Source organism: Photobacterium angustum, from assembly GCF_002954615.1.
Lineage (GTDB): Bacteria > Pseudomonadota > Gammaproteobacteria > Enterobacterales > Vibrionaceae > Photobacterium > Photobacterium angustum_A.
Window position 1 is genome coordinate 1,292,294 of the sequence record NZ_MSCJ01000001.1, and the last position, 14,063, is coordinate 1,306,356.

General features: G+C 37.4%; 14 protein-coding genes. 9 read left to right on the plus strand and 5 right to left on the minus strand.

Going from position 1 to position 14,063, the window contains the following annotated elements; translation table 11 throughout:
• Window positions 1-173: 173 nt before the first annotated feature.
• On the plus strand, window positions 174-1,658 hold the full coding sequence (locus tag BTO08_RS05595; protein ID WP_105060236.1) for a carboxypeptidase M32: 1,485 nt from the start codon (window positions 174-176) through the stop codon (window positions 1,656-1,658).
• A gap of 153 nt (window positions 1,659-1,811) precedes the next feature.
• A complete protein-coding gene (locus tag BTO08_RS05600; protein WP_105060237.1) occupies window positions 1,812-2,483 on the plus strand; it encodes a flavin reductase family protein in 672 nt (223 codons plus the stop codon).
• A 65-nt stretch (window positions 2,484-2,548) separates the two neighbouring features.
• Here the strand turns inward: BTO08_RS05600 and BTO08_RS05605 are convergent, their stop codons facing one another.
• Complete coding sequence (locus BTO08_RS05605; RefSeq protein WP_105060238.1) at window positions 2,549-3,343, minus strand: Cof-type HAD-IIB family hydrolase; 795 nt, start codon at window positions 3,341-3,343, stop codon at window positions 2,549-2,551.
• A gap of 259 nt (window positions 3,344-3,602) precedes the next feature.
• Between BTO08_RS05605 and BTO08_RS05610 the strand changes: the two genes are divergently transcribed.
• On the plus strand, window positions 3,603-3,848 hold the full coding sequence (locus tag BTO08_RS05610; protein WP_005367818.1) for a hypothetical protein: 246 nt from the start codon (window positions 3,603-3,605) through the stop codon (window positions 3,846-3,848).
• Window positions 3,849-3,884: 36 nt separating this feature from the next.
• Here the strand turns inward: BTO08_RS05610 and BTO08_RS05615 are convergent, their stop codons facing one another.
• The gene (locus BTO08_RS05615) at window positions 3,885-4,811 is read right to left on the minus strand and encodes a LysR substrate-binding domain-containing protein (RefSeq protein WP_105060239.1); all 927 of its coding nucleotides are present in this window, start codon (window positions 4,809-4,811) and stop codon (window positions 3,885-3,887) included.
• Window positions 4,812-5,029: 218 nt separating this feature from the next.
• Between BTO08_RS05615 and BTO08_RS05620 the strand changes: the two genes are divergently transcribed.
• Both BTO08_RS05620 and BTO08_RS05625 read left to right on the plus strand, forming a co-directional pair.
• Complete coding sequence (locus BTO08_RS05620; protein ID WP_105060240.1) at window positions 5,030-6,205, plus strand: MFS transporter; 1,176 nt, start codon at window positions 5,030-5,032, stop codon at window positions 6,203-6,205.
• Between the two features lie 259 nt (window positions 6,206-6,464).
• Window positions 6,465-6,701, plus strand: a complete 237-nt coding sequence (locus BTO08_RS05625; protein WP_277949267.1) for a response regulator — start codon at window positions 6,465-6,467, stop codon at window positions 6,699-6,701.
• A gap of 14 nt (window positions 6,702-6,715) precedes the next feature.
• On the opposite strand, the gene BTO08_RS05630 is transcribed toward BTO08_RS05625, so the two are convergent.
• The 3 genes from BTO08_RS05630 to BTO08_RS05640 form a co-directional block, all read right to left on the minus strand.
• Window positions 6,716-7,153 carry a DUF4174 domain-containing protein gene (locus tag BTO08_RS05630; RefSeq protein ID WP_105060242.1) on the minus strand — a complete coding sequence of 146 codons (438 nt, stop codon included), beginning with the start codon at window positions 7,151-7,153 and terminating at the stop codon, window positions 6,716-6,718.
• 143 nt (window positions 7,154-7,296) lie between these two features.
• Complete coding sequence (gene pepT / locus BTO08_RS05635) at window positions 7,297-8,526, minus strand: peptidase T (protein WP_105060243.1); 1,230 nt, start codon at window positions 8,524-8,526, stop codon at window positions 7,297-7,299.
• Window positions 8,527-8,800: 274 nt separating this feature from the next.
• A complete protein-coding gene (locus BTO08_RS05640; protein ID WP_105060244.1) occupies window positions 8,801-9,631 on the minus strand; it encodes a hypothetical protein in 831 nt (276 codons plus the stop codon).
• A 444-nt stretch (window positions 9,632-10,075) separates the two neighbouring features.
• Between BTO08_RS05640 and potA the strand changes: the two genes are divergently transcribed.
• The 4 genes from potA (at window position 10,076) to BTO08_RS05660 (ending at window position 14,027) form a co-directional block, all read left to right on the plus strand.
• Window positions 10,076-11,194, plus strand: a complete 1,119-nt coding sequence (gene potA / locus BTO08_RS05645) for a spermidine/putrescine ABC transporter ATP-binding protein PotA (protein ID WP_105060245.1) — start codon at window positions 10,076-10,078, stop codon at window positions 11,192-11,194.
• Window positions 11,178-12,035, plus strand: a complete 858-nt coding sequence (gene potB / locus BTO08_RS05650) for a spermidine/putrescine ABC transporter permease PotB (protein ID WP_045128969.1) — start codon at window positions 11,178-11,180, stop codon at window positions 12,033-12,035. Before potA ends, potB begins: the two co-directional genes overlap by 17 nt.
• Window positions 12,035-12,805, plus strand: a complete 771-nt coding sequence (potC, locus tag BTO08_RS05655; RefSeq protein ID WP_045084112.1) for a spermidine/putrescine ABC transporter permease PotC — start codon at window positions 12,035-12,037, stop codon at window positions 12,803-12,805. The genes potB and potC overlap by 1 nt, the downstream gene beginning before the upstream one ends.
• A 184-nt stretch (window positions 12,806-12,989) precedes the next feature.
• Window positions 12,990-14,027, plus strand: coding sequence for an extracellular solute-binding protein (locus tag BTO08_RS05660; protein ID WP_005367799.1), 1,038 nt, complete (start codon window positions 12,990-12,992; stop codon window positions 14,025-14,027).
• Window positions 14,028-14,063 lie beyond the last annotated feature (36 nt).

Below are 14,063 nucleotides of genomic sequence, written 5' to 3' on the forward strand. Positions count from 1 at the left end.
ATAAAAAAAAATATAAACGTTTAATACTGTATCTATAACGTTTTTTTATTCTTGCTCACGTTGTTATAAATTTTTCCCTCTTTTAGTGAACCTTTCTTTTTTTTTACTGGCTATTCAATAGGTAATACATAAGATAGATTTGTTTTTTAACAGCCAAATATTAGGAAAATTAAATGAGCTATTATCAAAAATTAGAACAGCATGCTCGTAAGTTATCGCGTTTAGACCATCTAAGTGCAATATGTGGTTGGGATCAAGCAGCAATGATGCCAAGTGGCGGTGCTGAAGCTCGCTCTGAAGCAATGGCTGAACTTGCCGTTATTACACATGAATTATCAACCGCTGATTACCTTGCTGATTGGTTTGAACAAGCAGAGCAAGAGCAATTATCTGATGCCGAGCGTATCAGCCTTGCTGCGTTAAAGCGCCAATGGATGATGCATAACATTTTGCCAGCCGAGTTGGTGGAGCAAAAATCCTTATTAGGCTCACAATGTGAACATGCTTGGCGTACCCAGAGAAAAGAAAATGATTGGGAAGGATTTAAACAAAATTTAGCTCCTGTCGTTAAACTCGCACGCCAAGAAGCGGCTATTCGCTCTAAAGCAACAGGATTAAGCCTGTATGATGCCCTGCTCGATCTTTACGAACCGGGAATGACATCTGAAATTCTTGACGGTATTTTTGCTGATGTAAAATCGTGGTTGCCGCATCTCATTCAAGATGTACAAAATAAGCAGAAAAATGAAGCCGTATTGCCTCTAAGTGGAACATTCCCGATTGCCGAGCAAAACGCACTTAGCCTAGACGTCATGAAATTATTAAATTTTGATTTTAATCATGGGCGTTTAGATATCAGTACTCACCCATTCTGTGGTGGTGTATCAACCGATGTACGTATTACAACGCGTTATGATGAAACTGATTTTACATCAGCGTTAATGGGCGTTATTCATGAAACCGGTCATGCACGTTATGAGCAAGGCTTACCGCATCAATGGCGAGATCTACCTGTAGGCCAAGCCCGCTCAATGGGGATTCATGAAAGTCAGTCACTGTTTTTTGAAATGCAGCTTTCACGCAATATCGATTTTGCAAGAAAATTGGCACCGTTAGCACAGAAAACATTTAACCGTGAAACCGATAGTGCGCTAACGGCTGAAAACCTCAACACTATTAATACTCGTGTTAAACCGGGTTTTATTCGTGTTGATGCTGACGAAGTGACTTACCCTGCCCACGTAATTCTGCGTTATGAAATTGAACGTGATCTTATTGAAGGCAATATCGAAGTTGATGACATTCCTGTTATTTGGGATCAAAAAATGCAGGCTTACCTTGGTATTGATACTAAAGGTAACTTCAAAGACGGCTGTATGCAGGATATTCACTGGACTGACGGTAGTTTTGGTTATTTTCCATCTTATACGCTAGGTGCAATGTACGCCGCACAATTTATGGCTGCAATGAAGAAAGTAGTAGATGTTGAAGCTGCAATCACATCAGGAGATTTATCCCCTATTTTCGCATGGCTTGAAACGAATATCTGGTCAAAAGGATGTACGCTATCTACAGACGAATTAGTTAAACAAGCGACAGGGGAAACATTAAATCCTCGTTTCTTTAAACAGCATTTAATAGCACGTTATAACCAGTAATGCATTAAGTCAGGATTAATATCAGCCATAGTGTTTTTTAGTTAAACAGAACTCACTATGGCTTTATAACTCTTTCATTTCTTTATTATTAAAGTGATCCGCACTCAGTGATTAAGCGTAATAAACTTTACGTTTAAAAACCTGAGGTAATATATGGATAATATTCGATTATCATCATGTGATATTCAAACAATGGAAAAACGCCAAAGAGTTCAACTAATAAACTCTTTGCCAGGTTTTAAAAGCGCCAACCTTATAGGAACTACTGATAATGATGGAAATGAAAATGTAGCCATTGTTAGCTCTGTTATCCATCTTGGATCATCACCTGCGTTATTAGGGTTTATATTACGTCCTGATACTGTCGAACGACACACTTATACAAATATCCAACAAACAGAACAATACACGATTAACGCTGTATCTGAAGAATTTTACCAACGAGCCCATCAAACATCCGCTCGCTATCCTAAAGAGGTGTCGGAATTTAGTGAAACGCGTCTCACCCCTTTCTATGACAATCATTTTGATGCGCCATTTGTATTAGAGAGCCCAATAAAAATAGGCTTGAGATTAGCTGAGATTATACCGATCCCATCGAATGGTACGCATATGATCATTGGAGAAATTGAGCGAGTTATTTTACCTAAATACGCATTACGGAAAGATGGCTATATCAATATTGAAAGCCTAGATTTAATGACGCTTTCTGGACTCGATAACTACCACGTAACGCAAAGTGTCGGACGTTTAAGTTATGCAAAACCCGATAAGCCTATCGTACCACTCGATATTGATGGCAATGCTTTTTTTATTAAAGAGTAAAAAGTAGAGCCTCAATGATTGTTTAAACAATATATTGAGGCTTATAACTTGAGATTAAGATATGACTATAATATTTTTTGCTTAATAACCGCCATTACACCTTGTTCGTTATTACTCGGCGCTTGAAATCGAGCTAATTTCTTAATCTCAGGATGTGCATTTTCCATTGCATAACTATGGTAGGTTTCTTTCAGCATTTCGACATCATTGAAGAAATCACCAAAGCTCATACTCTCTTCAAACGTAAAACCAAATTCTTTTTGTAAGTGCTTTATCGCGGTGCCTTTTGACGCTGTTTTGTGCATTAAATCAAGCCAAATCTTTGCACTAACAACAACTTGATGCGTTTCACCAAACACAGGCGCTAAAACAGGATAAATATGATCTTCAGTACCATTAAAGTTTAATACTGCAATCTTGATAAATTCATCATCAACAGAAAATAAGTTATCAACCAACTCTAAGTTATGATAATACTTGCGGATTTCGTTAAGTGCTCGTTCGCTGGTGGCTTCTGTATAAGCTGAGTTTTTACCGCACAACACGATGTCACAATCAGGTACTAGCTTAACAGATTTTAAAATGGTGTGGATTTCATCGGTAGGTATAGTAGAACTATAAATCTCTTTTCCTTTATACATCACCAAGGTGCCGTTTTCGGCAATAAACACCATCTCTTCTTTTACTGGTTCAAATGTATTAACAAGGCTTTGATATTGGCGACCAGAGGCAGCAGAGAATAAGATGTTTTTTTGTTGAAGCTGTTGAAATACTTCATAGAAATCTGAAGGTAACTGCTTATTATCACAAAGAAGCGTGCCATCCATATCGGTGGCAATAAATTTGATAGATGTTGTCATTAGGGTTACCACTTAATTATTATTACTGCATCTTACCTGTTTATTGCGCATTTATGAGTGATTAAAACAAAGTATTACCTAAAATTATGATCATTCATTTTACTGTAAATCTGCCACAAAACTGTTCTAGATAGTTCATATCACACTACGTATTAATAATTGGTTACATTCACTATAAATATTATACTTAGATCACGGTTTAGTGTACTGATTTTCTATATTGTTTTGAAATAACTGACTATAAAACAAAGGATAAAGTATGGCTTACCAAGCTAAAGATCTTAACTACCGTGGTGAAAACTGTGGTGTACACAATTGGATCACAGATGGCGGTCAATCTTTTTACTGGCATCCAGACTGGCTTCATATTGCTGAAGAAGAAACTGGCTTATACGGCAAACAGAAAATTGAAGTAGAGCAAGGCGGTGAGGTAACAAAAGGCCACGCCGTTCATACTATTTTGAAAAAACTAAATGAAATACTTAAAGGCACAGATCACGAGTAATCAATACGCCTTTTACGCATCCAAACTAAGGCGCAGCTATTTATTCTGCACCTTAGTTTGAATAATCTTTTTAATCTTTTCTGATAACCATACCTGCTTCGGGTGATGTTGATTACGCTTTAAACCTATCATTTCTACATCAAAATCAGGAATATCGATTGGTGGCTCACATAAAGTCAGTTGATCGTCAATCAAATCAGAACGCCCCACCATTTCAGCCATCACTGCAAGCATTTTTCTACCTGATAACATACGTCGAATTGTTAAGAATCTTGTTGTTCCTAAAACAACATTTCGCTCTACCCCATAACCAGCTAATGTTTCATCTACTTTTGTTGTTAAGCATTCATTTGCCGTGACAATGACTTGCGGAACTTGAAGATATGCCTCTAACGATATCGGTAGTTGAGCTTCTAATTCAGAATTATCAAAAGTACAAAGGTGTTTTTCACGATACAAGAAAGTTGATACTACACTGTCGGGTAGTGAGCTAAATACCCCAATACAAAGATCGGTATTATGCTCTTCGAGTAAATAAAGGCTATTTTCATTATCAACAGGCTTAAATAATATTTTAGCTTTAGGTGCAACCTGCTGTAGATAATCGAAAATATCGGGGCCGAATATTTGCTCGGCATAATCATTTAAGCCAACAATAAACATACCATCAAAATTTATTGGATCGAACTTAGATACTGGCAAAATATCTTGACGAATAATAGACAGAATAGCATCGACTTTAGGTGCTATTTCGTTTGCTCTTTTAGTGGCAACCATGCTATTTCCTACCCTTTCAAATAAAGGATCATCAAGTAACTCTCGTAATCGTTTAAGATTATAGCTCGTTGCAGGTTGTCCTAAATTCATATACTTAGAAGCAGCAGAAACACTTTTAAATTGAAACAAGGCATCAAAGGTCAAAAGCAGATTTAAGTCTATACCACGCCAATTTATATTATTCATTAAACCTAACCAGTCATTTTTCAAGGTTATCAATATTACTAATATACCTTATTAAAATGTTCAATTTCATTGATGTGTATTCTTTACCTAAAATAAAAGAAGAACTAATTATCAAATAACCAGCATCAACTTATTGGTTGTTGTATGAATTATTTTTGATGCGATGTGGCTTAACCTTGTACGGATCTCTCATGCAAACATGCCCCCATAACACTTCAATGTGGCACAATAAAAACTATATAAAATTACTATCAGCTCAGATCATTTCATTAAGTGGAACTGGGATAAGCTCTATTTGTTTAGCACTGCTCGCTTATAATTTAGCTGGTGATAATGCAGCAATGGTTTTGAGCATTTCTTTTGCTATTAAAATGTTAGCTTACATTGGTTTAGCTCCTATTTTTGGTGTCATTATTCATCGTTTACCTAAACAAAAAACCTTAATTGCACTCGATATTATCCGCGCCGTGATGTTTATTTCATTACCCTTTGTGACGCAAATATGGCAGGTCTATGTACTCATGTTTGTCATTAATGCATGCTCAGCAGGTTTTACACCATTATTTCAATCGACGCTGCCTACAATTTTGCCGATCAAGCATCAATACACAACAGCATTGTCTATTAGCAGAATGGCTTATGATTTAGAGCAGTTATTAAGCCCACTTCTTACCGCTCTTTTCTTATTTGTTGTTTCGTTTAAATCTTTATTTATATTTGATGCGGTAACATTCATTGTTTCTGCCGCATTAATCTTGACGTGTAAGCTTCCACAAGTCGTAAGCGATCGTTATGACACGGTTAGCATTTCATCCGTATTTGGAAACATTAAGAACTACATAAACCACCCCTCACTTAAATCATTGTGGTTTGCTTACCTATCAGCAGCGAGTGCATCAGCGATGGTATTAGTTAATACCGTGGTTTATGTGCATGAGGTTCTGAACGGCAACGAGGCACAAACGGCAATAGCTATGATGATTGTGGGTTTAGGCTCAATGGTAATTGCATTTCTGTTACCCAAGCTACTAGATAGATATCGACCACAGCGTTTTCATTGGCTTGGTATGTTTACTTTAATATTTGCCTTTGCACTTGGTTCGTTTACCCCGAGTTGGGTTGGCTATGCATTAGTCTGTTTCGCTATGGGAGTCGGTATGTCTTGTATTCAAACATCTGCAGGATTATTAATAACTGAAGCTTGTTCTGATAATGACAGCGGTCCTTTTTTTGCTGCACATTTTTCATTGACCCATTTTTGGTGGTTAATAACATACTTAGTTGCAGGGTTTAGTGTAACGGAATGGGGCTTATCTATAGGGTATTTAACAATGGGGAGTCTATGTTTAATGAGTTTGGCTAGTTACTTATATATCTCTATATATAAGAAATAATCTGATAAATTTAAAAGTCATCATTTAGTTCCTAAACACGCACAAGGTTATATTGATACAGTTAACGGGTCATTAGCTGTCGAGTGTTCACTAGAAGCCTAAATTTGCCCATTAGGAAATCTTAATGATAAAACGGTCCTAGTTTTTGACGATATACATGCTAATAGGTTGCTAGTGAAAGCATATCTATCTAAAGAAGGGATCAATGTTATACAAACTGCATCCGGATACGAGGCAATAGAACAAGTCAAAAAATAATATTGACCTCATTTTTATGGATATTCATATGCCGGGAATGAATGGAATTGAAACGGCTAAACAGTTAAAAGAATCAGATAGCACTAAGCCAATCATTGCAGTATCAGGCGAATATGGAGAAAAAATCATCTCAGACATACATGAGATAATAGATGACTATATTGTTAAACCAATAGAGAAATCAATATTAGTTTCGTTAACGTCTAAATGGTTGAAAATCAATAAAGTGATGGAATGACGTTTATACGTACTTTAAATCACACAACGGCTTTTTTTCTTCGCCATCTCTGCTTTTCTTAAGGGCATATCATCAACGAGCAACATCAATGAAGACCAGTCAAGATCACCTGACCAACGATGTTTCTCTTTACCATCTTTGCCAATAAGAATGCCAATATGGTTACCATCTTCCAAGTTATAATTCTTAAGCATGTTTTCAGTTTGTTGTTGATTGAACACGTGATTTGGTAGCTGGTAACCATTTCGGGTAACAACCAAAGTTTTAATATCACGCTCGTCTAATAAACACTTATTTTGGTTTAATTCATTTATAAATTTCTCAACCCTTTTATCTTTTATATCAGCAACATAAAAAATACTCCGATGGTTTTTAAACTGGCTATATTCTGGGTAGGCTGAAGCGTTAAAGCTTAACAAACCACTAATAAATAATAAGTTAATATATTTCATAGCATTATCCTAAGTTATCACTTTTATACGCTATAAACTTAAGTTTAGATTGCTACTTTTTGTCAGGAAAAGCTTTTAATTTGGCTTCGTTAATTTCATACATATAAAAGCCCTTTGATTAAAGGGCTTTTATTGATGGTAAATCAGCTATATTTTTCTGTTGTTTTTTCAACCAGTTTTATAATCACATTTACTGCCTTTTCCATCCCTTCGACAGTAATGAACTCATGAATACCATGAAAATTATATCCGCCAGTAAAGATATTCGGGCATGGTAAGCCTTTAAATGACAAACGCGCGCCGTCTGTACCACCTCTAATCGGTTTGCTCTCTGGCTCTACGTCGCATTCAATCATCGCGGCTTTCGCTAATTCAATGATATGTGGGTATGGCTCTACCATTTCACGCATATTGAAATATGAATCGGTTAACACCAACTCTACACGCCCTTTTTCAAGTTGTAGATTTAGTTCATCAACTTTCTGCTGCATAAAGGCTTTACGTTGTTCTTGCCCTTCACGGCTAAAATCACGAATGATATAACCTAACTCTGTTTTAGCGACAGATGGTTTCATTGATTTTAAATGGTAGAAACCTTCATACCCTTCTGTAGCTTCTGGCGTTTCATTGCTGGGCATCATTAACTGAAACTGCGCGGCAATGTTCATTGAGTTCACCATCTTACCTTTCGCAGTTCCAGGGTGAACATTGGTTCCATGACAAATCACATCAGCAGAGGTTGCATTAAAGTTCTCGAACTCTAACTCACCTATAGGACCACCATCTATGGTATAAGCCCATTGTGCATTGAATTTCTCAACATCAAAGAGATCAGCCCCACGTCCGATTTCCTCATCAGGTGTAAAACCAATACAAATATCACCATGTTTAATTTCAGGGTGTGCCACAAGATACGCAATGGCTGTCATGATTTCAGCAACACCGGCCTTATTATCCGCACCTAGCAGTGTTGTACCATCGGTAGTGATAATATTGTGACCGTGTAACTTATTTAAGTCGGGATATTGAATTGGAGATAGCACTTCATCACCAATGCCTAATGCAATATCACCACCTTGATAGTTTTCTACAATTTGTGGTTTAACATTTAGACCTGAAGCATCAGGTGCTGTATCCATGTGAGCAATAAAACCAATAGCTGGAATATCAGCAGAAACATTTGAAGGAAGACGTGCCATTAAATAGCAATGTTCATCTAATGAAATATCAGATAAACCCAACTCTTCCATTTCAGATTTTAGTTGTTGTGCAAGGTTAAATTGCCCTGCAGTACTCGGACATGATGCAACATCACCATCAGATTGTGTTTCGATGCGAACATATCGTAAAAAACGTTCAAGTAACTTATCCATCATTAACCTTACATAGCTTATTTATTTGCGTAATAAATTATGACAGATAAGTTAATTACTGTTTTTGCGATGTATCAGTTTTAATATGAATAGACGGGTATTTAGGCCATCAGGCCCTATTAAAGCTTTTATAATGATTGAATCACGATTTTTATTGGTTACTGTTTGTTATTTTATTAACTAACAGTAAAGTTATAGTGCGTTAGGGTGTTATTTAAGTTTATTCCAATAATAAAAAAGCCCCTAACCTAGGAGCTTTTTTAAAACTTATGCTTTACGCATTAAAGACATCTTTATCTATCTTATCAACTGGTGGCTCACCGCCATCTTGCGGAGGTTGCTCATCATCACTTTTTGCCACAGAAGTAACTTGTAATGTTACGCCAAACATATTTCGGTAGATAATACCTTTAACGTTAAAGAAGAAAGGTAATGTCCAAATCAAACCGATACCTGCAGTAGCAATTGAGATAAAGAACATTAGCATGATCACAATATAGATTGCCGTCATTGGCAATACTTTACGGATCGTTGCCATGAAAGAGTATTGGATCGCTTTTATTGGTGATACTTTCTTTTCACACACTAATAAAATAGCCATGCTTAATGCCATTGTGAGGAACAAGCCAATTAATGGGAAAACACTGCTGCCCAACCCTTGAATTGAAGAAAGCAGTAACATGGTAATTAATGAGACAAGGGTAAAAGAAAACCCTTTAACTATCTGGCTTGGTTTACTTGGTAAACCTACTGCATGGTTTAATGCCATTAAGCTAACACCCACATAAAGTGGTGCAATAAGCACATCAGACCAAAAGTTAGCCATAAAGCCCGCTTTTAGTATTTCTGGTGTAAAGCCCTGCCCTGTAATGAAAGCATCAAAAAATACCGTTGGGCTACCTAATTGAACTTCGAGCCCTAAAAGTAACAATGCAACTTGCGCAAGAAACAAACAAATGACCGCAGGTAAAAAACTAAAGATGTTTTTCCCTGTGATTTTCCATGCTTCAGCTAAAACGGTGACAGGTTGTAATTCAACCTCCCCCTTCAATGCTTTTTCAATAGACCCACCAATGTGGAAGCTTCGATTAATTGGCTCTTTCATACTCATGTCAGTTATTGGTGTAATGGCGGCATTGTACGTCAGAGAAGATAAGACAAAAACATTTCTAAGATAAAAAATCAGTCGAACTGACTAATTTGTGTGTTTTTCATGCAAAAAATTCAAAAAAGCTGATAATAAAATCGTCTTTCACTTAAAGATCTACTATTAAGACTAAGCTGTAATAAGGATTTTTATTATAAGTATAGTTTTTTGAATAATCATATTACCTACATGTTAGTAAAAGATTGTTTATAAAATCGATAAAGTGACTGACACCATATAAGGGATTTCACTACTTAACGATGAAAAATATTACATCTTTGCATTAAATTTAGTGAAAAAACGCTTTAATTTGAAAGACTACAGGTCTATCATGCGCCCTTTATTTTTAAGCCAAAATGTTGGGATTTAACCAAATAATCCCAGGGTGGAGATAACGTAGAATTGAACGCTGAAAAAACATCTCAGAAACCTGTCATTCAGCTGAAGGGTCTTAGCAAAAGCTTTGACGGTAAGCAGATCATTTCAGGTTTGGACCTAAACGTAAACAATGGTGAATTTCTAACCATTCTAGGTCCATCAGGCTGTGGTAAAACCACAGTACTTCGTCTAATTGCTGGATTTGAAACTGCCGATGATGGGCAGATCACTATTGATGGCAAAGATGTTACAGACATTCCTGCTGAACAACGTCTAGTAAACACGGTGTTTCAGAGTTACGCACTGTTCCCACATATGACAGTGTTTGAGAACGTCGCGTTTGGTTTACGCATGCAAAAAGTACCCGCGAGTGATATTGAACCGCGTGTAATGGAAGCATTGCGTATGGTGCAACTTGAAAAGTTTGCCCCTCGTAAACCTCATCAACTATCAGGTGGTCAGCAACAACGTGTTGCGATTGCTCGAGCTGTTGTAAACAAACCAAAAGTTCTTTTACTTGATGAATCACTGTCTGCACTTGATTACAAATTACGTAAACAAATGCAGCTTGAGTTGAAACAACTACAGCGTAAGTTAGGCATTACCTTTATTTTCGTAACACACGATCAAGAAGAAGCCTTATCTATGTCTGATCGCATCATTGTTATGCGCGATGGTTACGTTGAGCAAGATGGTTCACCTCGTGAAATTTATGAAGAACCAACTAATTTATTTGTTGCCCACTTTATCGGTGAAATCAACGTATTTGATGCAACAGTTAAAGAGCGTTTAGACGAAAAACGTATCATGGCTGATGTTGAAGGTCGCCTCTCATTGATCCACTGTGATTTAGATGTGACTGTTGGTGATAAGGTTAAAGTATTACTTCGACCTGAAGACATTCTTATCGAAGAGATCCATAACGGTGACGAAACTAACGGCATCGTTGGTTATGTTCGTGAACGTACCTATAAAGGTATGACATTGGATTCTGTGGTGCAGTTAGAGTCTGGCAAGTCTGTGATGGTTAGCGAATTCTTCAACGAAGATGACCCTGACGTAGACCACTCTCTTGACCAAAAAGTTGCCATTACTTGGATTGAAAGTTGGGAAGTGGTACTCGCTGATGAGCAAGAAGTTTAATTTACAGAATTTCATTATCGCGTTAGTTGTTAGTTGGTTAGTACTGTTTGTATTTGTACCTAACTTAATGATTATAGGAACCAGTTTCCTAACTCGTGATGATGCAAATCTAATCAAAATGGTCTTCACGTTTGATAACTATGAAAGACTGTTTGATCCACTGTACGCAAAAGTACTTTGGCACTCTTTTTACATGGCAATCACAGCAACCATTCTGTGTTTAGTAATTGGTTACCCTTTTGCTTATGCCATTGCAAAAATGCCAGAGAAATGGCGTCCATTTATGCTGTTTTTGGTTATCGTACCATTTTGGACTAACTCTCTAATTCGTACATATGGCCTTAAACTGATGCTAGGTACGCGTGGTATTTTAAATAACACATTAATGTACCTCGATATTATCGATAAGCCACTGCGTATTATGTACACCGAGTACGCAGTAATGATCGGTTTAGTGTATATCTTGCTACCTTTTATGGTGCTACCACTCTACTCCGCTATCGAAAAGCTTGATAATAACTATATTGAAGCAGCACGCGACTTGGGCGCAAATAAAGTTCAAACCTTTATTAAAGTGATCTTCCCACTAACCATGCCTGGTGTTATTGCAGGTTGTTTATTGGTATTACTGCCTGCTCTAGGTATGTTCTATGTTTCTGACCTTTTAGGCGGCGCGAAGAACTTACTGATTGGTAATGTTATTAAGAGTCAGGTTTTAAACGCGCGAGATTGGCCATTTGGTTCTGCAACAAGTATTGCCCTTACGTTAGCAATGGCAATTATGCTGTATGCCTACTACCGTGCAGGTAAGTTGCTGAACAAAAAAGTGGAGCTTGAATAATGGGACGCTTGTTTAAATTTAGCTTTATGTCAGTGGTATATGCATTTTTATATACCCCTATCATTATCCTGATTGTTAACTCATTCAACGAAAGCAAATTCGGTATGAAATGGGGTGGCTTTACTACTAAATGGTATGAGCAACTGGTTAACAATGACAGTTTAATGCAAGCGGCAGGACACTCGATCACTATCGCAGTGTTCTCTGCAACAGCAGCATCCCTCATTGGTAGTTTAACGGCCGTTGCTCTGTTTCGTTATAACTTTAAAGGTAAGAAGTTTGTATCAGGTATGCTATTTCTCGTTATGATGTCTCCAGACATCGTAATGGCAATCTCGCTACTTGCACTGTTCTTACTACTGGGTGCTAACTTAGGCTTCTTAACGCTATTGCTTTCTCATATCACATTCTGTTTACCTTTTGTTGTTGTAACAGTCTACAGCCGATTAAAAGGCTTTGATGTGAAAATGCTTGAAGCAGCACGTGACTTGGGCGCTAGTGAGTGGGTTATCTTAAAGCAGATTATCCTACCATTGGCTAAACCCGCAGTTGCTGCTGGCTGGCTACTAAGCTTCACCCTATCGCTAGATGATGTAATTGTAAGCTCGTTCGTAACGGGTCCAACTTACGAAATCTTACCATTGAAGATTTACTCAATGGTTAAGGTCGGTATTTCACCTGAGGTGAACGCCCTAGCGACAGTGATGTTGATTGTTTCTCTTGTTCTGGTTATTTGTTCACAATTACTGGCTCGAGACAAAATAAAGTAAGCATCAACAACAGCTCATACTAAATGGCTAACTGTATTCAGTTAGCCATTTTTTTTACTTATGATTCAATGACCTTTAAACATATTCCCCTGTAACATTTTTAAACACTTTTTTGCTATCTAAAAACGGAAACTTGCTCTAAATTTCGGCCACTTTTTATCGCATTCACTACGAAGACACTCGAATGAAAAAATGGTCATCTCTTGTTATTAGTACAGCCCTACTTTCAGCAAGTTTTAATGCTTTTGCTTCAGAAGAAGAGAAAGACAAACAGTTAGTATTTATGAACTGGGGGCCGTATATCTCTACTGAGCTTCGTGAACAATTCACGAAAGAGACAGGTATTAAAGTGATCTACTCGACTTACGAGTCGAATGAAACCATGTATGCAAAACTTCGTGCCCACCCTGAAGGTTACGATCTGGTTGTTCCATCAACTTACTTTGTTGCGAAAATGCGCGATGAAGGTATGTTGCAAAAAATTGATAAATCAAAGCTATCGAACTTTACTGAACTTGATAAGAACTACTTAGATAAACCTTTTGATCCAAATAACGATTACTCAATCCCACACGTAATCGCAATGACAGGTCTTGCGGTTAATACTGATATGTATGATCCAGAAGATTTCGACAGCTGGGCAGACTTATGGAATCCTGAGCTTAAAGGTCAATTAATGCTAATGGACGACACTCGCGAAGTCTTCCATATTGCATTACGTAAGCTAGGTTACTCTGGCAACACCACTAACCCAAAAGAAATTGACGAAGCAAAAGCAGAGCTTGAGAAACTAATGCCAAACGTACTGGTATTTAACTCAGACAACCCTGCTGCGCCTTATCTTGCCGGCGAAGTGGGTCTAGGTATGCTGTGGAATGGTTCAGCAGCTGCTGCACAGAAAGAAGGTTTACCAATTAAACTTGTTTGGCCAAAAGAAGGCGGGATTTTCTGGGTTGATAGTTTAGCAATAGCTAAAAACGCAAAGAATGTAGAAGCAGCACATAAGATGATCGACTTCCTACTTCGCCCAGATATTGCCGCTCAAATTTCAGAGCAAACTGGTTACCTCACGGCAGTAGAAAAATCTAACGCTAAATATAAAGATGACCCAACTTTATTCCCGCCACAAGCTGATTTAGATCGTGGTGAGTGGCAAGATTCAGTCGGTGACATGAATATCCGTTACGAAAATTATTTCCTTGAATTAAAAGCGGATCAATAAACAAATACGAAGCTGCCATCGGCAGCTTTTTTTATA